The following is a 21,493-nucleotide window of genomic DNA, read 5'->3' as shown; positions in this document are numbered from 1 at the left end:
GCGTGATGGTGCGGTTTACAGGGCTGCTCTTGGGAATTGCCGTGTTGCTGGTGGTGAGTGGGGCTCAGGCGGCGCAATGGCGCCTGGTCAAGGATGAGGCAGGTATTCAGGTCTATTTGCAGCAGATACCGGGCTCAAGTTTTCAGGCGTTTCGCGGTGTCACTCGCATACGAGCGGATATGCCACGCTTGTTGGCCCTGCAGGATGATGTCAGCGCGGCCTGCACCTGGATTCATGCCTGCAGCGAGCAGAAGCTGCTCAAACATGAGGGCGACCTAAGCTGGGCCTACAGTCGCTTCCATACACCTTGGCCGGTGCAGCCGCGTGATTCGATCCTGCAGGTAACCACTACGCGTGATACCGATGGCCGGGTGATCCGGGTCCTGCGTGGGGTTGCCGATTATCTGCCGCTGCAGCAAGGTTTTGTGCGGGTGAGCAAGGTTGAAGGCTTCTGGAGCCTCACACCGCACGAAGGTGAAATTGAGGTGATCTACGAGGTGCATTCTGAACCGGGTGGCAGCGTACCGGCCTGGTTGGCCAACAGCTTTGTCGTGGATGCGCCGTTCAATACCTTGCAGGGGCTGCGCGAGTTGGCTGAAAAGCCGTAAAGCTGACTTGTTCAGCGCAATAAAAAGGCTGCCCTTGGGCAGCCTTTTTTGTGCGGCGAGAACTGAATTACTTCTTCAGGTCGCGCTGCGGGTAGCCGGTGTACAGCTGGCGCGGACGGCCAATCTTGTACGGGCTGGAGAGCATTTCTTTCCAGTGCGAGATCCAGCCGACGGTCCGCGCCAGGGCGAAGATCACGGTGAACATACTGGTCGGAATACCGATAGCCTTGAGGATGATACCCGAGTAGAAGTCGACGTTCGGGTACAGGTTGCGTTCTTTGAAGTACGGGTCGGTCAGGGCGATTTCTTCCAGACGCATCGCCAGCTCCAGCTGTGGATCGTTCTTGATGCCCAGCTCTTTCAGTACTTCGTCGCAGGTCTGCTTCATTACGGTGGCGCGCGGGTCGCGGTTTTTGTAAACGCGATGACCGAAGCCCATGAGCTTGAACGGATCGTTCTTGTCCTTGGCCTTGGCGATGAATTTGTCGATGTTGGAAACATCGCCAATCTCATCCAGCATGCTCAGTACGGCTTCGTTGGCGCCGCCATGCGCCGGGCCCCAGAGGGCGGCGATACCGGCTGCGATACAGGCGAACGGGTTGGCACCCGAGGAGCCAGCCAGACGAACGGTAGAGGTGGAGGCATTCTGCTCATGGTCGGCGTGCAGGATAAATATCTTATCCATGGCCTTGGCCAGCACCGGGCTGATCGGTTTGATCTCGCACGGGGTGTTGAACATCATGTGCAGGAAGTTTTCTGCGTAGTTCAGGTCATTACGCGGATACATCATCGGCTGACCCATGGAGTACTTGTAGGTCATGGCGGCGATGGTTGGCATCTTGGCGATCAGGCGCATGGCCGACACTTCGCGGTGATGCGGGTTATTGATGTCCAGCGAGTCGTGGTAGAAAGCCGAAAGAGCACCGACTACACCGCACATGATGGCCATCGGGTGAGCGTCACGACGGAAGCCGTTGAAGAAGGTCTTCAGTTGCTCGTGAACCATGGTGTGGTTCTTGATGGTGCTGACGAACTTGGCTTTCTCTTCTGCGTTCGGCAGTTCGCCGTTCAGCAGCAGGTAGCAGGTTTCCAGGTAGTCGGATTGCTCAGCCAACTGCTCGATGGGGTAGCCGCGGTGCAGCAGGATGCCCTGCTCGCCATCGATGTAGGTGATCTTCGACTCGCACGAGGCGGTGGACATAAAGCCAGGATCAAATGTGAAACGGCCCGTGGCGGTTAAGCCCCGCACGTCAATTACATCGGGACCAACGGTGCCGGTTAAAATGGGCAGCTCGACGGGGGCTGCGCCCTCGATGATCAACTGCGCTTTTTTGTCAGCCATGTTTGGCCTCCTAGTTATGCTTGAAATCATCTGACTGCCCCCCACGCAGGGCCCGCACCACTATAGTGAGATAAATTCGAATGTCAATTTGCGAAAACCCAGGCGGCAGAAGGGTTTGCGGGTTGTTTTCGAGCTTTTAAAGCGGCTCTTTACGCCATTTATTAGAGGTGTGCAATGCGCTTTTAGGTAGGGGGCTTTGCGTTGTCATTAGTAACCTAACTGTCTATACTCTGCGCCCAGCTACCAAGGGCTTTAGCCTGTCTTTTGGTAGTTGTCACTCCTTGGGTGATGGGTACCTGACCAGTGCACTTCCCGACAACTTTGCCCTGATAGTTAGGGGCTCTCAGTGTGATAAAAAAGCCGTGAATAGCCAAAGACCTGTAAACCTCGACCTTAGGACGATCAAACTTCCTATCACTGGCGTTACGTCATTCCTTCACCGTGTTTCTGGAATCATTCTGTTTTTCGGCATTGCCGTGCTGCTGTACGGGCTCGACAAGTCGCTGGCATCTGCAGAAGGTTTTGCCGAGGTGAAGGAGTGCTTGACCAGCCCGCTGGCCAAGTTTGTGATTTGGGGTCTGTTGTCCGCTCTGCTGTACCACCTGGTGGCCGGTATTCGCCACTTGATCATGGACATGGGCATCGGTGAGACGCTGGAAGGCGGCAAGCTGGGTTCGAAAATCGTTCTCGTCGTTTCGACGATCGTGATCGTGCTGCTGGGGGTGTGGGTATGGTAACCAACGTCACGAATTTCTCGCGTTCGGGTCTGTATGACTGGATGGCGCAGCGTGTATCTGCTGTCGTCCTCGCGGCTTATGTGCTGTTTCTGCTTGGCTTTGTCGTGTGTAACCCAGGTCTGGGTTATGCCGAATGGCAGGCGCTGTTCTCCAATAACGCGATGCGTATCTTCAGCCTGTTGACCCTGGTAGCGCTCAGCGTTCACGCCTGGGTTGGCATGTGGACAATTTCCACCGACTACCTGACGCCGATGGCCCTGGGTAAGTGGGCTACAGTCGTGCGTTTTCTGTTCCAGGCTGCGTGTGGCGTTGCCATGTTCGCGTTCTTCGTCTGGGGCGTGCAGATTTTTTGGGGTAACTGATCCATGACAAGCATTCGCACTCTTTCTTATGACGCCATCATCGTAGGTGGCGGCGGCGCGGGTATGCGCGCTGCACTGCAGTTGGCTCAGGGTGGTCATAAAACGGCAGTAGTGACCAAGGTCTTCCCGACCCGTTCGCACACTGTTTCCGCTCAGGGTGGCATCACCTGCGCCATCGCTTCGGCCGACCCGAACGACGATTGGCGCTGGCACATGTACGACACCGTCAAGGGTTCCGACTATATCGGTGACCAGGACGCTATCGAATACATGTGTTCCGTGGGTCCAGAAGCCGTATTTGAACTGGAACACATGGGTCTGCCGTTCTCCCGTACCGAGCAAGGTCGCATCTATCAGCGTCCATTCGGCGGTCAGTCCAAAGGCCCGAACAACCCGACTCAGGCTGCGCGTACCTGTGCTGCTGCTGACCGTACCGGTCACGCCCTGCTGCACACCCTGTACCAGGCCAACCTAAAAGCGGGTACCTCGTTCCTTAACGAGTGGTACGCCGTGGATCTGGTGAAAAACCAGGACGGCGCTATCGTCGGTGTGATTGCCATTTGCATCGAAAACGGCGAAACCGTTTATATCCGTTCCAAGGCTGTGGTTCTGGCCACTGGCGGTGCGGGTCGTATCTACGCTTCCACCACCAACGCCCTGATCAATACCGGTGACGGTGTGGGCATGGCCCTGCGTGCTGGCGTGCCGGTGCAAGACATTGAAATGTGGCAGTTCCACCCGACCGGTATTGCCGGCGCTGGTGTACTGGTTACTGAAGGTTGCCGTGGTGAAGGTGGTTACCTGATCAACGCCCATGGCGAGCGTTTCATGGAGCGTTATGCGCCGAACGCCAAGGACCTTGCTGGTCGTGACGTAGTCGCGCGTTCCATGGTTAAAGAAGTACTCGCCGGCAACGGCTGTGGCCCGGACAAGGACCACGTACTGCTCAAGCTCGATCACCTCGGCGAGGACGTACTGCACAGCCGTCTGCCAGGCATCTGCGAACTGTCGAAGACCTTCGCACACGTTGACCCGGTGGTGGCTCCGGTTCCAGTGATCCCGACCTGCCACTACATGATGGGCGGCGTGCCGACCAATATTCACGGTCAGGCCATCACTCAGGATGCCAACGGCAACGACAAGATCATCGAAGGTCTGTTTGCCGTCGGCGAAGTGGCCTGCGTATCGGTACACGGCGCCAACCGTCTGGGCGGCAACTCGTTGCTTGACCTGGTGGTGTTCGGTCGTGCCGCCGGTATTCACCTGGAAAAAGCGCTGAAAGAAGGCGTGGAAGTCCGTGGTGCCAGCGAAACCGACATCGAGCTTTCGCTCAAGCGGCTGGCTGGCGTCAATGAACGCACCACTGGCGAAGATGTCGCGCCACTGCGTAAAGAGCTGCAAAACTGCATGCAAAACTACTTCGGTGTGTTCCGCACCGGCGAGTACATGCAGAAGGGCATTGCCCAACTGGCCGACCTGCGTGAGCGGATCGCGACTGTCAAGATCGCGGACAAGAGCCAGGCATTCAACACTGCGCGTATCGAAGCATTGGAACTGCAAAACCTTCTCGAAGTGGCAGAAGCCACCGCGATCGCTGCCGAGGTTCGTAAAGAATCCCGCGGTGCTCACGCTCGTGAAGACTTCGAAGAACGTGACGACGAAAACTGGCTCTGCCATTCCCTGTACATGCCAGGTGAAAAGCGCGTGAGCAAGCGTTCGGTCAATTTCTCGCCGAAGACAGTTCCAGCGTTTGAACCCAAGGTCCGGACTTATTAAGGGTGCCTGATATGTCGCAAGCCAATTTGTTGCAAGTAAGCGTTTATCGTTACAACCCGGAAAAAGATGCTGCGCCGTTTATGCAGGACTTCCAGGTCGACACCGGCGGCAAGGACATCATGGTTCTTGACGTACTGGCGCTGATCAAGGAACAGGACGAGGGTTTCTCCTATCGCCGTTCCTGCCGTGAAGGCGTGTGCGGTTCCGATGGCATGAACATCAATGGCAAGAATGGCCTGGCCTGCATCACGCCGATTTCGGCGGCTGGCCTGAAAGGCGGCAAGCTGGTGGTTCGCCCGCTGCCTGGTCTGCCGGTCATTCGTGACCTGGCTGTTGATATGAGCATCTTCTACAAGCAGTACGAGAAGGTGCAGCCATACCTGCAGAACAACACCCCGGCGCCGGCCATCGAGCGTCTGCAGTCGCCGGAAGAGCGTGAGAAGCTGGATGGTCTGTACGAGTGCATCCTGTGCGCGTGCTGCTCGACCAGCTGCCCATCGTTCTGGTGGAACCCAGACAAGTTCCTCGGCCCAGCTGCGCTGCTGCAGGCTTATCGTTTCCTGGCGGACAGCCGTGATACCCAGACCGAACAGCGTCTGGCGTCGCTGGATGATCCGTTCAGTGTGTTCCGTTGCCGCGGCATCATGAACTGCGTGAACGTTTGCCCTAAGGGTCTTAACCCGACCAAGGCAATCGGCCACGTACGTAACATGTTGCTGCAAAGCGGTACCTGATTCACGGTTGTTTGCTAGACCTGTAACACCTGCGGCGCTGCTTTCAACCCAGCGCCGTAGTTTTAGCCAGGGCTGCTGCTCACAAAGCGGTGGTTCTTAATTTGAAAAATATGACGACCAGCAGGGGCATCCGGGCTGGTGCCCGGACTATCTGCGGGATCCGTAGTGGCTTACCAGTCGCTGCTTCAGGACTGACAGCCATGCGGTTTCTTCGCCGGTGGTGTCCCCTTACCGAGGGTGACCAAGCATGCAAGAAAGCGTGATGCAGCGCATGTGGGACAGTGCCCACCTATCCGGTGGTAACGCTGCCTATGTGGAAGAGCTCTATGAGCTTTACCTGCACGATCCCAACGCTGTGCCAGAAGAGTGGCGCACTTACTTCCAGAAGTTGCCGACCGACGGCAGCGCCGCCACAGACGTATCGCACTCAACGATTCGCGATCATTTCGTCCTGCTCGCTAAAAATCAGCGCCGCGCCCAACCGGTGTCCGCTGGTAGCGTCAGCAGTGAGCACGAGAAGAAGCAAGTCGAAGTGCTGCGCCTGATTCAGGCTTATCGCATGCGCGGCCATCAGGCTGCCCAGCTCGATCCGCTTGGCCTCTGGAAGCGTCCTGTGCCGGCTGATCTGGCAATCAACCACTATGGTCTGACCGATGCCGACCTGGACACCACCTTCCGTACCGGTGGGCTGTTCATTGGCAAGGAAGAGGCTACTCTGCGCGAAATTCGCGATGCGTTGCAGCAGACATATTGCCGCACCATCGGCGCCGAGTTTACCCATATCGTTGATTCCGAGCAGCGCAGCTGGTTTCAGCAGCGTCTGGAAAGCGTTCGTGGTCGTCCACAATTCTCGGTTGAGGTGCAGAGCCACCTGCTTGAGCGCCTGACCGCAGCTGAAGGTCTGGAAAAGTACCTGGGCACCAAGTACCCAGGCACCAAACGTTTCGGCCTGGAAGGTGGTGAGAGCCTGATCCCGCTGCTCGATGAGCTGATTCAGCGTTCCGGTTCCTACGGCACCAAGGAAATCGTCATCGGCATGGCCCACCGTGGTCGCCTCAACGTGCTGGTTAACACTTTCGGCAAGAACCCGCGCGACCTGTTCGACGAGTTCGAAGGCAAGAAAACCGAAGGCCTGTCTTCCGGTGACGTGAAGTACCACCAGGGTTTCTCTTCCAACGTGATGACCGCTGGTGGCGAAGTGCACCTGGCGATGGCATTCAACCCGTCCCACCTGGAGATCGTTTCCCCAGTGGTCGAAGGTTCGGTACGTGCCCGTCAGGACCGTCGTAATGACGCTGTTGGCGAGAAGGTGCTGCCAGTTTCCCTGCACGGTGACGCGGCATTCGCCGGTCAGGGTGTGGTTATGGAAACCTTCCAGATGTCGCAGACTCGCGGCTTCAAGACGGGCGGCACCATCCATATCGTGATCAACAACCAGGTCGGCTTCACTATCAGCAACCCGCTGGACTCGCGTTCCACCGAGTACTGCACTGATGTGGCGAAGATGATTCAGGCGCCGATCCTGCACGTGAATGGCGATGATCCGGAAGCGGTGCTGTTCGTCACCCAGCTGGCTGTCGATTACCGCATGCAGTACAAGCGTGACGTGGTCATCGACCTGGTCTGCTACCGCCGTCGCGGCCACAACGAGGCCGACGAGCCGAGCGGCACCCAGCCGATCATGTATCAGCAAATCACCAAGCAGCGCACCACCCGCGAGCTGTATGCCGAAGTGCTGACCGCTGCGGCGCGTCAGTCTGCGGATGAGGTGCAGGCCAAGATCGACGAGTACCGTACTGCGCTGGATAACGGTCAGCACGTGGTCAAGAGCCTGGTCAAAGAGCCGAACAAGGAGCTGTTCGTCGATTGGCGTCCGTACCTGGGCCACGCCTGGACCGCACGTCACGACACGCGTTTCGAGCTGAAAACCCTGCAGGAACTGTCCAACAAGCTGCTGGAAATTCCGGAAGGCTTTGTGGTTCAGCGCCAGGTCGCGAAAATTCTCGAAGACCGCCAGAAGATGAGCGCAGGTGCGCTGCCGATCAACTGGGGCTACGCCGAAACCATGGCCTACGCCACCCTGTTGTTCGAAGGCCACCCGATCCGTATGACCGGCCAGGACATCGGCCGCGGCACCTTCTCGCACCGTCACGCGGTGCTGCACAACCAGAAGGACGCCGGCACCCATCTGCCGCTGCAGAACCTCTACCAGGGGCAGCCGCGTTTTGACCTGTACGACTCTTTCCTCTCGGAAGAAGCCGTGCTGGCCTTCGAATACGGCTATGCCACCACCCAGCCGCAGTCGCTGGTGATCTGGGAAGCGCAGTTCGGCGACTTCGCCAACGGCGCCCAGGTGGTGTTCGACCAGTTCATTTCCAGTGGCGAGCACAAGTGGGGCCGTCTGTGCGGTCTGACCATGCTGCTGCCGCACGGTTATGAAGGGCAGGGGCCAGAGCACAGCTCGGCGCGTCTGGAGCGTTATCTGCAGCTGTGCGCCGAGCACAACATGCAGGTTGCCGTACCGACCACTCCGGCGCAGATCTACCACTTGCTGCGTCGTCAGGTGATTCGCCCGCTGCGCAAGCCATTGGTCGTATTGACGCCGAAGTCGCTGCTGCGCCACAAATTGGCCATCTCGACTCTGGAAGATCTGGCCGAAGGCTCGTTCCAGACCGTGATTCCGGAGATCGATGCCATCGATCCGAAGAAAGTCGAGCGTCTGATTCTGTGCAGCGGCAAGGTCTACTACGACTTGCTGGAGAAGCGCCGCAACGAAGGCCGCGAAGACATCGCCATCGTGCGTATCGAGCAGCTCTATCCGTTCCCGGAAGATGATCTGGCCGAGGCAATTGCCCCGTACAAGAACCTCAAGCATATCGTCTGGTGTCAGGAAGAGCCGATGAACCAGGGCGCCTGGTACTGCAGCCAGCATCACATGCGTCGCGTGGCGACAGCGCACAAGAAAGCGCTGTTCCTCGAGTACGCCGGTCGTGATGCGTCTGCCGCACCAGCCTGTGGTTACGCATCGATGCACGCCGAACAGCAGGAAAAACTCCTGCAAGACGCCTTTACTGTTTAACGCCTTCGCGCAACAGGCGGCCAACTGGGTCGCCTGTTAGAAGAAACCGAATTTAAGGAACCACACACAATGGCTATCGAGATCAAAGCCCCTACTTTCCCGGAATCGGTTGCCGATGGCACCGTGGCCACTTGGCACAAGAAGCCGGGCGATGCGGTCAAGCGCGACGAGCTGATCGTTGACATCGAAACCGACAAGGTAGTGATCGAAGTGCTGGCCGAGGCCGACGGCGTCCTCGCGCAAATCATCAAGAATGAAGGCGACACCGTTCTGTCCAACGAACTGCTCGGCACCTTGGGTGAGGGCGGCGCTGCTGCACCAGCACCGGCTGCTCAGGCTGCTGCCGCACCGGCTCAGGCCGCTGCACCAGCTGCTGCAGGCGATGACCAGATCCTGTCCCCAGCTGCACGCAAGATCGCTGAGGAAAACGGTATCGATCCGAACAGCATCGCCGGCACCGGCAAAGGTGGCCGCGTAACTAAGGAAGACGTGGTGGCTGCGGTTGAAGCGAAGAAGAACGCGCCTGCTGCTGCACCTACCGCCAAGCCTGCCGCGCCTGCTGCTGCCGCACCGGTATTCGCCACCGGCGACCGTACCGAGAAGCGTGTACCGATGACCCGTCTGCGCGCCAAGATCGCCGAGCGTCTGGTTGAGGCTCAGTCCTCGATGGCCATGCTGACCACTTTCAACGAAGTCGACATGACCGAAGTCATGGCACTGCGCTCGAAGTACAAGGACCTGTTCGAGAAGAGCCACAACGGCGTGCGCCTGGGCTTTATGTCGTTCTTCGTCAAGGCCGCTACCGAAGCGCTGAAGCGCTTCCCGGCAGTCAACGCCTCGATCGATGGCACCGACATCGTTTACCACGGCTACGCCGACATCGGTGTTGCCGTGTCCAGCGACCGTGGCCTGGTCGTCCCTGTGCTGCGTAACGCCGAGCTGATGAGCCTGGCTGAAATCGAGAACGGTATTGCTAGCTTCGGTAAGAAAGCCAAAGACGGCAAACTGTCGATCGAAGAAATGACCGGCGGCACCTTCACCATCACCAATGGTGGTACTTTCGGTTCGATGATGTCGACGCCGATCGTCAACCCACCGCAAGCCGCGATTCTGGGTATGCACAACATCATCCAGCGTCCGATGGCCGTGAATGGTCAGGTGGTTATCCGTCCGATGATGTACCTGGCGTTGTCCTACGACCACCGCCTGATTGATGGTAAGGAAGCCGTGACCTTCCTGGTGACCATCAAGAACTTGCTGGAAGACCCGGCGCGTCTGCTGCTGGACATCTAAAAGCCAGTTTCTCCCACGGCGGCCCTCTAATCAGGGCCGTCCGGTTTATTCGAGAAGGAATACGTTATGACCCAGAAATTCGACGTGGTAGTCATCGGTGCCGGCCCTGGTGGCTATGTAGCCGCCATCAAAGCAGCTCAGCTCGGCTTGAAGACTGCATGCATCGAGAAGTACCAGGATAAAGAGGGCAAGGTTGCGCTCGGTGGTACTTGCCTGAACGTCGGTTGCATTCCGTCCAAGGCGCTGCTGGACAGCTCCTGGAAGTACCACGAAGCGCACGAAGGCTTTGCCATTCACGGTATTGAAGCCAAGGGCGTAACCATCGACGTGCCTGCGATGATCGGTCGTAAGGCCAACATCGTGAAAAATCTCACTGGCGGCGTTGCCACTCTGTTCAAAGCCAATGGTGTGACTCTGCTCGAAGGTCACGGCAAGCTGCTGGCGAACAAGCAGGTTGAAGTCACCGGCTCCGACGGCAAGACGCAGATCGTCGAAGCTGAGAACGTGATTCTGGCCTCTGGCTCCAAACCGATCGACATTCCGCCAGCTCCGGTTGATCAGGATGTGATCGTTGATTCGACTGGCGCCCTGGAATTCCAGAGCGTGCCGAAGAAGCTGGGCGTGATCGGCGCTGGCGTAATCGGTCTGGAACTGGGTTCGGTGTGGGCGCGTCTGGGTGCTGAAGTGACCGTACTTGAAGCGCTGGACAAGTTCCTCCCGGCTGCCGATGAGCAGATCGCCAAAGAAGCGCTGAAAACCTTCACCAAGCAAGGCCTGAAAATCCGTCTGGGCGCTCGCGTGACCGGTTCGGAAGTGAAGAAAAAACAGGTTACCGTCAACTTCACCGACGCCGAAGGCGAGCAGAAGATCGTCTTCGACAAGTTGATTGTTGCAGTCGGCCGTCGTCCGGTGACCACCGACCTGCTGGCGGCCGATAGCGGCGTCGACATGGACGAGCGTGGTTTCATCTTCGTTGACGACCAGTGCGCCACCAGCGTACCGGGTGTTTACGCCATTGGTGACGTGGTGCGCGGCGCGATGCTGGCTCACAAAGCCTCGGAAGAGGGCATCATGGTTGCCGAGCGCATCGCCGGCCATAAGGCCCAGATGAACTACGACCTGATTCCATCGGTTATCTACACCCACCCGGAAATCGCATGGGTCGGTAAAACCGAGCAGCAGCTGAAGACCGAAGGCGTCGCCGTTAACGTCGGTACCTTCCCCTTCGCAGCCAGCGGTCGTGCCATGGCGGCCAACGACACCGGCGGTATGGTCAAGGTGATCGCCGACGCCAACACCGACCGCGTTCTGGGTGTACACGTGATTGGCCCAAGCGCTGCTGAACTGGTGCAGCAGGGTGCAATCGGTATGGAATTCGGCACCAGCGCCGAGGATCTGGGGATGATGGTGTTCTCCCACCCGACGCTGTCCGAAGCGCTGCATGAAGCTGCTCTGGCAGTGAATGGCCACGCCATCCACATCGCCAACCGCAAGAAGCGTTAAGTCGTTGTTTGTTTGAGCGGATGCCTTCACCGGCGTTGTGTACCGGTGAAGGTGCAGCTCAACAGGAAGAACCACGGCCGACTGCCCGCGTACACCTCAGGTTCTGCGCGGAACGTTAGCCGGATTGCTCCAGAAGCAGTCACAGGTGGTGCGGCATCACAAGTGCAGCACCGTATGCGCAATACCTAAACGAAGACGGTAGACAAGCATGAATCTCCACGAGTATCAGGGTAAGCAGCTGTTCGCTGAATACGGCCTGCCCGTATCCAAGGGCTTCGCGGTAGACACCCCGGAAGAAGCCGCAGCAGCCTGCGAAAAAATCGGTGGCACCGAGTGGGTCGTCAAGGCTCAAGTCCACGCTGGTGGCCGCGGTAAAGCGGGCGGCGTGAAGCTGGTTAAGAACAAAGAAGACGCCAAAGCCTTCGCCGCCAACTGGCTGGGCAAGCGTCTGGTGACTTACCAGACAGATGCCAACGGTCAGCCAGTGACCAAGATCCTGGTCGAGTCCTGCACCGACATCGCCAAGGAACTCTACCTGGGCGCGGTCGTTGACCGTTCCAGCCGTCGCATCGTGTTCATGGCCTCCACCGAAGGTGGCGTGGACATCGAGAAAGTAGCCCACGATACCCCTGAGAAGATCCTCAAGGCGACCATCGACCCGCTGGTCGGCGCTCAGCCGTTCCAGGGCCGCGAGCTGGCATTCCAGCTGGGCCTGGAAGGTGATCAGATCAAGCAGTTCACCCAGATCTTCGTCGGCCTGGCCAAGCTGTTCCAGGACTATGACCTGGCTCTGCTGGAAGTGAACCCGCTGGTAATCAAGGCTGACGGCAACCTGCATTGCCTCGACGCCAAGATCAACATCGACAGCAACGCCATGTACCGTCAGCCGAAGCTGCGCGCCATGCACGATCCGTCCCAGGACGATCCGCGTGAAGCCCACGCTGCCAAGTTCGAACTGAACTACGTAGCGCTGGAAGGCAACATCGGTTGCATGGTCAACGGTGCTGGCCTGGCCATGGGCACCATGGACATCGTCAACCTGCACGGCGGCAAGCCAGCCAACTTCCTCGACGTAGGTGGCGGCGCAACCAAAGAGCGCGTGACCGAAGCCTTCAAGATCATCCTGTCCGACAGCAACGTGGCTGCCGTACTGGTCAACATCTTCGGCGGTATCGTTCGTTGCGACATGATTGCCGAAGGCATCATCGGCGCAGTGAAAGAAGTCGGCGTGAAAATCCCGGTTGTCGTCCGTCTGGAAGGCAACAACGCTGAACTGGGCGCTAAAGTCCTGGCAGAAAGCGGCCTGAACATCATCGCGGCAACCAGCCTGACCGACGCTGCTCAGCAAGTCGTCAAAGCTGCGGAGGGCAAATAATGAGCGTCCTGATCAATAAAGACACCAAAGTTATCTGCCAAGGCTTCACCGGCTCGCAGGGTACTTTCCACTCCGAACAAGCCATCGCTTACGGCACCCAGATGGTTGGCGGCGTGACTCCGGGCAAAGGCGGTACCACTCACCTGAATCTGCCGGTGTTCAACACCGTGCGTGAAGCAGTTGAGCAGACTGGCGCCACCGCCAGCGTGATCTACGTTCCGGCTCCGTTCTGCAAGGACTCGATCCTTGAAGCAGCCATGGGCGGCATCAAGCTGATCGTCTGCATCACCGAAGGCATCGCGACCATCGACATGCTCGAAGCCAAGGTCAAGTGTGACGAGCTGGGCGTAGTCCTGATCGGCCCGAACTGCCCAGGCGTGATCACTCCGGGCGAGTGCAAAATCGGCATCATGCCGGGCCACATCCACTTGCCAGGCAAAGTAGGCATCGTGTCGCGTTCCGGCACCCTGACCTACGAAGCTGTTAAGCAGACCACTGACGCCGGTTTCGGTCAGTCCACCTGCGTCGGCATCGGCGGTGACCCGATCCCAGGCTCCAACTTCATCGACATCCTGAAACTGTTCCAGGAAGACCCGAAGACCGAAGCGATCGTGATGATCGGTGAGATCGGCGGTTCGGCTGAAGAAGAAGCCGCTGCTTACATCAAGGCCAACGTGACCAAGCCTGTCGTGTCTTACATCGCTGGTGTAACCGCTCCGGCGGGCAAGCGTATGGGCCACGCCGGCGCCATCATCTCCGGCGGCAAGGGTACTGCAGACGAGAAGTTCGCAGCCCTGCAAGACGCTGGTGTGAAAACCGTGCGTTCCCTGGCTGACATCGGCAAGGCCCTGGCCGAGCTGACCGGTTGGGAAGTGAAAAAAGCCTAAGGCTTTTTGATCTGAGAAAAGGCCACCTTCGGGTGGCCTTTTTTATTGCGGCCAGGGATGAACTGTTGCCGATGCGACAGCTTTTTTCACCAGTCCGACAGCCTGACCTGTGCCAGTGCCGCTGGCGTGCCAATTTCGTTAGGCTTGCAACTATTAGCGCCCGCTCCGCCACAAGCGGCTCAGGGTGCTGCAGTGGCTCCGCCTAACCGGCTGGGTGACGTTTCCCCGATCCATCGGGAAACCCTCGGAACTTTCGGTTTTCAACTTGCAACTTCTGCCTGTGGTATTCCCTTCTATGACTCGTTTGAAAGGCTCGGATCTCCTGGCCCTCGGCTTTATGACGTTTGCCCTGTTCCTGGGCGCCGGCAACATCATCTTTCCGCCCAGCGCTGGTATGGCGGCGGGTGAGAACATCGGCCTGGCAGCGCTGGGCTTTCTACTCACGGGCGTTGGTTTGCCGCTGTTGACCATTGTCGCCCTGGCGCGCGTCGGTGGTGGTATGGCGCTGCTCACCGCGCCACTGGGCAAGCGCGCCGGCGTGTTATTTGCGGTGGCGGTGTACCTGGCCATCGGCCCTCTGTTTGCCACGCCGCGCACTGCGGTGGTGTCGTTCGAGATGGGCGTCGCCCCGTTCAGCGGCAATAACAGCACGGCGTTGCTGCTCTATACCCTGGCCTACTTTGCTGCGGTGCTGTTCCTGTCCCTCAATCCCGGGCAACTGGTGGATCGCATCGGCAAGTACATCACCCCGGTGCTGCTGGCGGCGCTGCTGGTGTTGGGTGGCGCGGCGCTGCTGGTTCCGGCAGGGGAGATCGGCCAGGTATCGGCGGATTATCAGAGTGCACCCTTTGTGCAGGGTTTTCTGCAGGGTTACCTGACCATGGATACCCTCGGCGCACTGGTATTCGGCATCGTGATTGCCACGGCGATTCGTGACCATGGCGTGACCGACGGCAAGCTGATTACTCGTTACTCGGTGATTGCCGGCTTGATCGCTGCAATCGGCCTGTCACTGGTCTATCTGGCGCTGTTCTACCTGGGTGCGACCAGCCAGGGGATTGCCGGTGAGGCGCAGAACGGCGTGCAGATTCTTACCGCCTATGTGCAGCACACCTTCGGCACGGCTGGCAGCCTGCTGTTGGCCGTGGTTATTACCTTGGCTTGTTTGACCACGGCTGTGGGGCTGTTGACGGCCTGTGGTGAGTTCTTCAGCGGCCTGTTGCCGGTTTCTTACCGTGCAGTGGTGATCACCTTCGGTCTGTTTAGTCTGTTGGTAGCCAATCAGGGCCTGACCCAGTTGATCAGCTTCTCGATTCCGGTGCTGGTCGGCTTGTACCCGCTGGCCATTGTGCTGGTGGCGCTGAGCCTGCTGGATGACCTGTGGTGTTCGCCGGCGCGGGTGTTCCGCCCGGTGATGGCCGTGACTCTGGTGTTTGGCCTGGTTGACGGTATTGCCGCAGCCGGCGGCAAGGCGCTGATCCCGAACTTCTTCAGCCAACTGCCTTTGGCGGACCAGAGCCTCGGTTGGCTGTTGCCTGTGCTACTGACCCTGGCCCTGGCTGTTGTGGTGGATCGCGCGCTAGGCGCACCGAAAACCGCCGCAGCCTAAGCTCTGCTGTTTAGCCTTTGTTGTTTACCCCAGGCCGCTCATTGAGCGGCCTTTTTGTTGGCCAGCTGAAAGCCAGGCCTGTCTATAATCGGCGCAGGTTAACAAGGAGTTTGCATGCCAATCAGTGACTACTACCTACCGCACCTGCTGGCCGTTCTCTGGTTTGTCGTCTGCTGGGCCGGTTATACCCGTTATGCCCAGGCCAAGGGTCGCACCACACCATGCCTGGCCAGCGTGCTGCACCTGTACCGCGAAGACTGGATGCGTCGCATGCTGCTGCGCGACAACCGCATCGCCGATGCCAACGTGATCGGCAACCTGGAGCGTAACGCCTCGTTCTTCGCCTCCAGTACGCTGATCATCCTCGCCGGTATTCTGACCGTGCTCGGGGCCTCTGATCGCGCTGTATCACTGTTGGCCGATCTGCCGTTTGTCCAGGTAGCCAGTCGTGAACTGTCCGAAGTCAAACTGCTGTGCCTGGGGGTGGTGTTTGTCTACGCCTTCTTTACCTTCAGCTGGTGCATGCGTCAGTACAACTTCGCTGCCGTGCTGGTGGGGTCTGCGCCGATGGTGGGCGAGCGGCACGTCACTGAGCAGGAGCGCAAAGCCTTTGCCGAGCGTACCGCGCGGGTGATCTCGATGGCCGCCAACCAGTTCAACCAGGGGTTGCGTGCCTATTACTTCGGTATGGCAACCCTGGCCTGGTTTATCAACCCATGGTTTTTCATGCTGGTCAGCGCAGGTGTGGTATTGGTGTTGTACCGCCGCGAGTTTCACTCCGATGTGCTGGAAGTGATGGTCTACACCCAGACCCCGGCGTTCGAATCGCCCAAGGAGAAAAGCGAATGAGCATCCCGTTCTGGTGCATCTTTATCAGCGCATTACTGATTTTTATCGCCAAGGCCCCAGTGGCTAAGGCCATGGCGAAGGAGGGGGACGGTCATTATGACAACCACCATCCGCGTGCTCAGCAAGCGCGTCTGAGCGGTTTTGGCGCGCGTGCCTTGGCGGCGCACTTGAACTGCTTCGAGGCGTTTCCGCTGTTTGCAGTCGGTGTGCTGATGGCCCATGTGACCAATAGCCACGGCGTTCTGGTGGATGTCTTGGCCGTGACCTTCGTTGTGGCGCGGGTGCTTTATCTGTTTTTCTACTGGGCCGACCTGCACTGGCAGCGCAGTCTGGTCTGGGTGGTTGGGCTGCTGTGTAGCCTGCTGCTCATGCTTACCCCGGCGCTTTGATTGCGCCATAAACAAACAGGCCCGCATTAAGCGGGCCTGTTTGTTTCAGCTGGAAGGCTTATTGGCCGTCAACAGTATCTTTGACTTCATCGCCAGCATCTTCGATAGCCTCAGCTGCATCATTGGCAGCGTCTTCGATTTTCTCGCCAGTAGTTGGCTCGGTGCCCATCACTTCATCAGCTTTCTGCTCGATGGCTTCGCCGGTTTCTTCAACGGCATCACCCATGGATTCGATGGCTTCAGCAGCGGACTCCTTGGCTGACTCTACTTTGTCTTCCGGGGTTTTCTCGCAGGCTGCCAGGCCGAGCATGGCGGCGAGAAGCAGGGCATAGGTGAATGGCTTTTGCACGGTTATTACTCCTTGTAATGTAGAAATCAATGCCGGGTCGCCCGGGCATAGCCATTAAACAGCGCAGTTTCGCCGAAGTTCCCTATTAATTTACTGGCAGTTCTCGTCAGCAGGTCGGCTCCGTGGTGCCGGGCCTGGTGTCTGCGAGTATCATGCTCACCCTTTGTACAGTTGTCCTGAGTCTGAAGTCATGAGCGATTCTCCTATTGTTGCGCGGGCGCAGCGTTTTCTGTCGGTCCTGCGTCATTGCCAAGTGCTCGGAATCAGTGTGCACAGCGCTGATGCGCAGGGGCTGATCTTGCGCTTGCCCTACAGCCCACAGATCGTTGGTAACCCGGAAACCGGTGTGATTCACGGTGGTGCGATCACCACGCTGATGGACACTACATGCGGTATTTCCACTGTATGTGTGCTGCCAGAGTTCGAAATCTGCCCAACCCTCGACCTGCGCATTGATTACATGCGCCCGGCTGAGCCGAACAAGGATGTATTTGGTTTTGCCGAGTGCTACCGGGTGACCGAGAACATCATCTTCACCCGTGGATATGCCTATCAGGACAACCCCGACGAGCCGATTGCCCATGTAGTGGGGGCTTTTATGCGCATGGGTAAACCTGCCGATCTGCAACGCACTGCCAAGGGGGCTGGCCAATGAGCACGCTGAACCTCAACCAGCTGGTGCGTGAAGCCCACGAGAAGAATAACTACGACCCACTGATCAGTCTGATTCCCTACGCCAAGTTGCTCGGTATCGAGTGCCTGCGCCTGGGCGATGACATGGTGTTTCGCCTGCCGGCCAACCAGGACAATATCGGCAATCCGACCTTGCCTGCACTTCACGGCGGGGTGATCGCTGGCTTTATGGAGCACTCGGCGATGCTTCACCTGCTGATGTTTATGGGCATTCCACATTTGCCGAAAATCATCGACTTCTCGATAGATTACCTTCGCGCCGGCCATTATCGTGACACCTTCGTGCAATGCCAGGTGTGGCGCCAGGGTCGCCGGGTCGCCAACGTGGCCATCACCGCCTGGCAAACCAAACAGACCGAGCCGATTGCCACGGCGCGGGCGCACTTTAAGGTCGATGAACCTTGAGGGCAGTCGGGTCTGCGGATAACCCCTCGTTTAACCATCGCTAAGGATTACTGAATGGATGCGCTGCTGATTCTGAGTGGCTTGCTGCTGATACTCGCCGGGCTGGTCTGGCTGGTGATGCGCGCTTTTGCCACCAGCCTGTTGTGGGGCTGGGCCAGTTTTCTGCCGCCGTTCACCTTACTGTATGTATTGCGCCATTGGCGTTCGGCGCGACCAGCGCTGGCCCTGGCCTGTTTGGGGGTTATTCCGCTGGTGGTCGGCCTGACGTTGCTGGCCAGCCATGATGCGCAACGTCTGGAAGCCATCCTCAGCCTCAAGTGGCTCAAGCCTGAGGTGCAGGCACCAGCCGAGCTGGCTATTGATCTGCGCGGTGAGTTGAACGGACGGCCATTTGCACCGCAACAGGCTGAGTTGCTCGATGGCGTATTGAGCTTGCGGGAGGGGCAAGATTTCTTCGCCCAGAGCGAGCTGGTGATTCGTCTGCCGAAAGTCGACAAGGGCCCGGTACGGTTCGATGTGTTGCCGGCCGATGAAGGCATACTGCCGGAAGTGGAAATCAGCTGGTTATTGCCTGAGCAGGAGTTGCCCGAAGCGCGGCGCTTGAGCCGCGGCTACACCTTGCATCTGGACCTGCAGCCGGTGCCACCGAACAAGCTGGCCGGTGATTTCCACCTGGTACTGCCGCCGCAGTTCAAAACCACCCTGAGCGGCAAGCTTGAGCTGTTCCGCAATGGTCTGCGTTATAAGGGCGATAAAGTCGATCGCCAGTTCGACTCGGTGGATACCGTCAGCCATGTGATTCAGGACTACTTGGAGCGCCGCTTTGCCACTCGCCGGGTGGAATTGCTGCCAATAGGTAACCTGAATTTTCCACTGCAGAGGGTTGATCTGAACGTCCAGGCGCGGATCAACGGTGAGCTGCAGCAATTGCCGATCCTGCTGCAGAAGCATGACAAGCGTGGCTGGCAGGTCGCTGCCGATAGTTTTCCGCCGTTACCTAGCGCCGTTGTGCCGCCTGTTGCCGAGGCCAAGCCTGCTGTAGCAGCTGCGGTTGTTCCGGAGCGCGTCAGTCGGCCTCTGGATCGACGCGTGCGCTTCAGCCTCGACGGCTTGCTGCGCAGCCCCAACCGCTATGAAAACCTCAGCATGCGTGCAACCACCGAACGTGGTAACAGTGCCGAAGGGCGTTTCCATGGTATTGATCAGGACGGGCGGATCATCCTGCGTCAGCGCATGAGCGGGCAGGGCGAGGTCAGCTACAGCCTGCAGCCGGAAGAGATTACCCGTATCGAGTTGCTTGAGCCCTGAGCCAAGCACTTGAAATCCCACAACATGCCCCCACCTGTATGACATCCGCCGTACTGCGGCTTCGTCAACAACGTGGAGTAAGAGAGCATGAGTGTGGAAACTCAAAAAGAAACCCTGGGCTTCCAGACCGAGGTGAAGCAACTGCTTCACCTGATGATCCATTCGCTGTATTCGAACAAGGAAATCTTTCTTCGTGAGCTGATTTCCAACGCATCGGATGCCACCGACAAGCTGCGTTTCGAAGCGCTGGCCAAGCCTGAGCTGCTCGAAGGCGGCGCTGAGCTGAAAATTCGCGTCAGCTTCGACAAAGACGCCAAGACCGTCACCCTCGAAGACAACGGTATCGGCATGAGCCGTGAAGATGCGATCACCCACTTGGGCACCATCGCCAAGTCGGGCACCGCCGACTTTATGAAGAACCTCTCCGGCGACCAGAAGAAGGACTCGCACCTGATCGGTCAGTTCGGTGTGGGCTTCTACTCGGCCTTTATCGTTGCCGACAAGGTTGAAGTGTTCAGTCGTCGCGCCGGCAGCCCGGCCAGCGAAGGTGTCCATTGGTCGAGCAAGGGCGAGGGCGAGTTCGAAGTTGCCACCGTTGAAAAAGCCGAGCGCGGTACCCGCATCGTGCTGCACCTGAAAGCGGCTGAAGACGAGTTCGCCGATGGCTGGCGTCTGCGCAATATCATCAAGAAGTACTCCGACCATATCGCCTTGCCGATCGAGCTGCCGAAGGAATTCCACGGCGAAGAGAAGGACAAGCCTGCCGAAGTTGAGTGGGAAACCGTCAACCGCGCCAGTGCCCTGTGGACCCGTCCACGTACCGAGATCAAGGACGAGGAATACCAGGAGTTCTACAAGCACATCGGCCACGATTTCGAGAACCCGCTGAGCTGGAGCCACAACAAGGTCGAAGGCAAGCTGGAATACACCTCGCTGCTTTACACCCCGGCGCGTGCACCATTCGATCTGTATCAGCGTGAAGCACCGCGTGGTCTGAAACTCTACGTGCAGCGCGTATTCGTCATGGACCAGGCCGAGTCGTTCCTGCCGCTGTACCTGCGCTTTATCAAGGGTGTGGTTGACTCCAACGACCTGTCGCTGAATGTCTCCCGTGAGATCCTGCAGAAAGATCCGATCATCGACTCGATGAAATCGGCGCTGACCAAGCGCGTGCTGGACATGCTGGAAAAACTGGCGAAGAACGAGCCTGAGCAATACAAGAGCTTCTGGAAGAACTTCGGCCAGGTGCTCAAGGAAGGCCCGGCGGAAGACTTCGCTAACAAGGAGAAGATCGCCGGCTTGCTGCGCTTTGCTTCCACCCGCACCGAAGATGGCGAGCAGAGCGTTGGCCTGGGCGAGTACATCGCGCGCATGGCCGAAGGTCAGGACAAGGTCTACTACCTGACTGGCGAATCCTACGCTCAGGTGAAGAACAGCCCGCACCTGGAAGTGTTCCGCAAGAAAGGCATCGAAGTGCTGCTGCTCACCGACCGTATCGATGAGTGGCTGATGAGCTACCTGACCGAGTTCGACGGCAAGCAGTTTGTTGACGTGGCGCGCGGTGATCTGGACCTCGGCAAGCTGGATTCGGAAGAAGACAAGAAGGCCCAGGAAGAAGTTGCCAAGGCCAAAGAAGGCCTGGTCGAGCGTCTGAAAACTGCGCTGGGTGAGCAGGTTGCCGAAGTGCGCGTATCGCATCGCCTGACCGACTCGCCCGCCATCCTGGCTATTGGCGAGCAGGACCTGGGCTTGCAGATGCGTCAGATCCTTGAAGCCAGCGGGCAGAAGGTGCCGGACTCCAAGCCGATCTTCGAATTCAACCCAAGCCACCCGCTGATCGAGAAGCTCGATGGTGAGGCCGATGAAGATCGCTTTGCCGACCTTAGCCACATCCTCTTCGACCAAGCGGCACTGGCTGCAGGCGACAACCTGAAAGATCCAGCCGCTTATGTGCAGCGGTTAAACAAGCTACTGGTTGAACTCTCCGCCTAATCCAAGCGGATATAAAAAAGCCCGCCATTGGCGGGCTTTTTTGTCGGTGCTTGATTGACAGGCTGGGCAGGCTCGTTTGTGATGCTGTCATTGCGCCAGTGGTGTGTGCGCATCCAATGCAGTCTGGGGTGATATGTCGTTTTTTGATCAGTTGTTTATCGTCAACGCCGACCCCAGTGTCCTGGTCCTCAGCAATCATGATC

General features: G+C 58.3%; 19 protein-coding genes. 17 read left to right on the top strand and 2 right to left on the bottom strand.

Annotated features, from left to right (window positions below; all coding sequences use genetic code 11):
• Positions 1-5 precede the first annotated feature (5 nt).
• Positions 6-608 (top strand): START domain-containing protein, encoded by a 603-nt coding sequence (locus RHP75_RS11625; RefSeq protein WP_311088328.1) that lies wholly within the window; start codon positions 6-8, stop codon positions 606-608.
• Between the two features lie 67 nt (positions 609-675).
• Here the strand turns inward: RHP75_RS11625 and gltA are convergent, their stop codons facing one another.
• A complete protein-coding gene (gltA, locus tag RHP75_RS11620) occupies positions 676-1,950 on the bottom strand; it encodes a citrate synthase (RefSeq protein ID WP_311088327.1) in 1,275 nt (424 codons plus the stop codon).
• Positions 1,951-2,312: 362 nt separating this feature from the next.
• Here gltA and sdhC point away from each other — a divergent pair, with 362 nt between their 5' ends.
• The 12 genes from sdhC (at position 2,313) to RHP75_RS11560 (ending at position 16,543) form a co-directional block, all read left to right on the top strand.
• On the top strand, positions 2,313-2,687 hold the full coding sequence (gene sdhC / locus RHP75_RS11615; protein WP_311088326.1) for a succinate dehydrogenase, cytochrome b556 subunit: 375 nt from the start codon (positions 2,313-2,315) through the stop codon (positions 2,685-2,687).
• Positions 2,681-3,049 (top strand): succinate dehydrogenase, hydrophobic membrane anchor protein, encoded by a 369-nt coding sequence (gene sdhD, locus RHP75_RS11610; RefSeq protein ID WP_160087252.1) that lies wholly within the window; start codon positions 2,681-2,683, stop codon positions 3,047-3,049. The genes sdhC and sdhD overlap by 7 nt, the downstream gene beginning before the upstream one ends.
• Before the next feature lie 3 nt (positions 3,050-3,052).
• Positions 3,053-4,825, top strand: coding sequence for a succinate dehydrogenase flavoprotein subunit (gene sdhA / locus RHP75_RS11605; RefSeq protein ID WP_311088325.1), 1,773 nt, complete (start codon positions 3,053-3,055; stop codon positions 4,823-4,825).
• A gap of 26 nt (positions 4,826-4,851) precedes the next feature.
• On the top strand, positions 4,852-5,559 hold the full coding sequence (locus RHP75_RS11600) for a succinate dehydrogenase iron-sulfur subunit (RefSeq protein WP_311091912.1): 708 nt from the start codon (positions 4,852-4,854) through the stop codon (positions 5,557-5,559).
• A 247-nt stretch (positions 5,560-5,806) separates the two neighbouring features.
• Positions 5,807-8,638, top strand: coding sequence for a 2-oxoglutarate dehydrogenase E1 component (locus RHP75_RS11595; protein WP_311088324.1), 2,832 nt, complete (start codon positions 5,807-5,809; stop codon positions 8,636-8,638).
• 69 nt (positions 8,639-8,707) lie between these two features.
• Entirely contained in the window at positions 8,708-9,931 is a 1,224-nt protein-coding gene (gene odhB, locus RHP75_RS11590) for a 2-oxoglutarate dehydrogenase complex dihydrolipoyllysine-residue succinyltransferase (protein ID WP_311088323.1), read from the top strand.
• 66 nt (positions 9,932-9,997) lie between these two features.
• The gene (lpdA, locus tag RHP75_RS11585) at positions 9,998-11,434 is read left to right on the top strand and encodes a dihydrolipoyl dehydrogenase (protein WP_311088322.1); all 1,437 of its coding nucleotides are present in this window, start codon (positions 9,998-10,000) and stop codon (positions 11,432-11,434) included.
• A gap of 208 nt (positions 11,435-11,642) precedes the next feature.
• Positions 11,643-12,809, top strand: a complete 1,167-nt coding sequence (gene sucC, locus RHP75_RS11580) for an ADP-forming succinate--CoA ligase subunit beta (protein ID WP_090253289.1) — start codon at positions 11,643-11,645, stop codon at positions 12,807-12,809.
• Complete coding sequence (gene sucD / locus RHP75_RS11575; RefSeq protein WP_311088320.1) at positions 12,809-13,696, top strand: succinate--CoA ligase subunit alpha; 888 nt, start codon at positions 12,809-12,811, stop codon at positions 13,694-13,696. Before sucC ends, sucD begins: the two co-directional genes overlap by 1 nt.
• A 295-nt stretch (positions 13,697-13,991) precedes the next feature.
• Positions 13,992-15,305 (top strand): branched-chain amino acid transport system II carrier protein, encoded by a 1,314-nt coding sequence (gene brnQ / locus RHP75_RS11570; protein WP_311088319.1) that lies wholly within the window; start codon positions 13,992-13,994, stop codon positions 15,303-15,305.
• Between the two features lie 114 nt (positions 15,306-15,419).
• Positions 15,420-16,154, top strand: a complete 735-nt coding sequence (locus tag RHP75_RS11565) for a DUF599 family protein (protein WP_311088318.1) — start codon at positions 15,420-15,422, stop codon at positions 16,152-16,154.
• Entirely contained in the window at positions 16,151-16,543 is a 393-nt protein-coding gene (locus RHP75_RS11560) for an MAPEG family protein (protein ID WP_311088317.1), read from the top strand. The genes RHP75_RS11565 and RHP75_RS11560 overlap by 4 nt, the downstream gene beginning before the upstream one ends.
• Before the next feature lie 58 nt (positions 16,544-16,601).
• Here RHP75_RS11560 and RHP75_RS11555 read toward each other — a convergent pair whose 3' ends face one another.
• Positions 16,602-16,892, bottom strand: a complete 291-nt coding sequence (locus RHP75_RS11555; protein WP_311088316.1) for a hypothetical protein — start codon at positions 16,890-16,892, stop codon at positions 16,602-16,604.
• 190 nt (positions 16,893-17,082) lie between these two features.
• Here RHP75_RS11555 and RHP75_RS11550 point away from each other — a divergent pair, with 190 nt between their 5' ends.
• The 4 genes from RHP75_RS11550 to htpG all read left to right on the top strand — a co-directional run bounded on the left by RHP75_RS11550 (position 17,083) and on the right by htpG (position 21,290).
• Complete coding sequence (locus RHP75_RS11550) at positions 17,083-17,547, top strand: PaaI family thioesterase (RefSeq protein WP_090253302.1); 465 nt, start codon at positions 17,083-17,085, stop codon at positions 17,545-17,547.
• Complete coding sequence (locus tag RHP75_RS11545) at positions 17,544-17,990, top strand: PaaI family thioesterase (protein ID WP_311088315.1); 447 nt, start codon at positions 17,544-17,546, stop codon at positions 17,988-17,990. Before RHP75_RS11550 ends, RHP75_RS11545 begins: the two co-directional genes overlap by 4 nt.
• A 54-nt stretch (positions 17,991-18,044) precedes the next feature.
• Positions 18,045-19,298: an MFS transporter gene (locus tag RHP75_RS11540; RefSeq protein WP_311088314.1), complete on the top strand. Its 1,254-nt coding sequence runs from the start codon at positions 18,045-18,047 to the stop codon at positions 19,296-19,298.
• An 87-nt stretch (positions 19,299-19,385) separates the two neighbouring features.
• A complete protein-coding gene (htpG, locus tag RHP75_RS11535; RefSeq protein ID WP_090253310.1) occupies positions 19,386-21,290 on the top strand; it encodes a molecular chaperone HtpG in 1,905 nt (634 codons plus the stop codon).
• Positions 21,291-21,493: the final 203 nt, after the last annotated feature.

This window comes from Pseudomonas sp. SG20056 (genome assembly GCF_031764535.1).
In the GTDB taxonomy this organism is placed as follows: Bacteria; Pseudomonadota; Gammaproteobacteria; order Pseudomonadales; family Pseudomonadaceae; genus Aquipseudomonas.
The sequence above is the reverse complement of the archived record's forward strand: the minus strand, read 5'-3'. Positions and strand labels throughout refer to the sequence as shown.

Excerpts from the sequence above, each read along its gene's own strand:
- RHP75_RS11625 (WP_311088328.1), top strand. The coding sequence starts at position 6 with ATGGTGCGGTTTACAGGGCTGCTCTTGGGAATTGCCGTGTTGCTGGTG.
- brnQ (WP_311088319.1), top strand. The coding sequence starts at position 13,992 with ATGACTCGTTTGAAAGGCTCGGATCTCCTGGCCCTCGGCTTTATGACG.
- sdhD (WP_160087252.1), top strand. The coding sequence starts at position 2,681 with ATGGTAACCAACGTCACGAATTTCTCGCGTTCGGGTCTGTATGACTGG.
- RHP75_RS11540 (WP_311088314.1), top strand. The coding sequence starts at position 18,045 with ATGGATGCGCTGCTGATTCTGAGTGGCTTGCTGCTGATACTCGCCGGG.
- odhB (WP_311088323.1), top strand. The coding sequence starts at position 8,708 with ATGGCTATCGAGATCAAAGCCCCTACTTTCCCGGAATCGGTTGCCGAT.
- RHP75_RS11595 (WP_311088324.1), top strand. The coding sequence starts at position 5,807 with ATGCAAGAAAGCGTGATGCAGCGCATGTGGGACAGTGCCCACCTATCC.
- lpdA (WP_311088322.1), top strand. The coding sequence starts at position 9,998 with ATGACCCAGAAATTCGACGTGGTAGTCATCGGTGCCGGCCCTGGTGGC.
- sucD (WP_311088320.1), top strand. The coding sequence starts at position 12,809 with ATGAGCGTCCTGATCAATAAAGACACCAAAGTTATCTGCCAAGGCTTC.
- sdhA (WP_311088325.1), top strand. The coding sequence starts at position 3,053 with ATGACAAGCATTCGCACTCTTTCTTATGACGCCATCATCGTAGGTGGC.
- sucC (WP_090253289.1), top strand. The coding sequence starts at position 11,643 with ATGAATCTCCACGAGTATCAGGGTAAGCAGCTGTTCGCTGAATACGGC.
- gltA (WP_311088327.1), bottom strand. The coding sequence starts at position 1,950 with ATGGCTGACAAAAAAGCGCAGTTGATCATCGAGGGCGCAGCCCCCGTC.
- RHP75_RS11545 (WP_311088315.1), top strand. The coding sequence starts at position 17,544 with ATGAGCACGCTGAACCTCAACCAGCTGGTGCGTGAAGCCCACGAGAAG.
- RHP75_RS11565 (WP_311088318.1), top strand. The coding sequence starts at position 15,420 with ATGCCAATCAGTGACTACTACCTACCGCACCTGCTGGCCGTTCTCTGG.
- RHP75_RS11560 (WP_311088317.1), top strand. The coding sequence starts at position 16,151 with ATGAGCATCCCGTTCTGGTGCATCTTTATCAGCGCATTACTGATTTTT.
- RHP75_RS11550 (WP_090253302.1), top strand. The coding sequence starts at position 17,083 with ATGAGCGATTCTCCTATTGTTGCGCGGGCGCAGCGTTTTCTGTCGGTC.
- htpG (WP_090253310.1), top strand. The coding sequence starts at position 19,386 with ATGAGTGTGGAAACTCAAAAAGAAACCCTGGGCTTCCAGACCGAGGTG.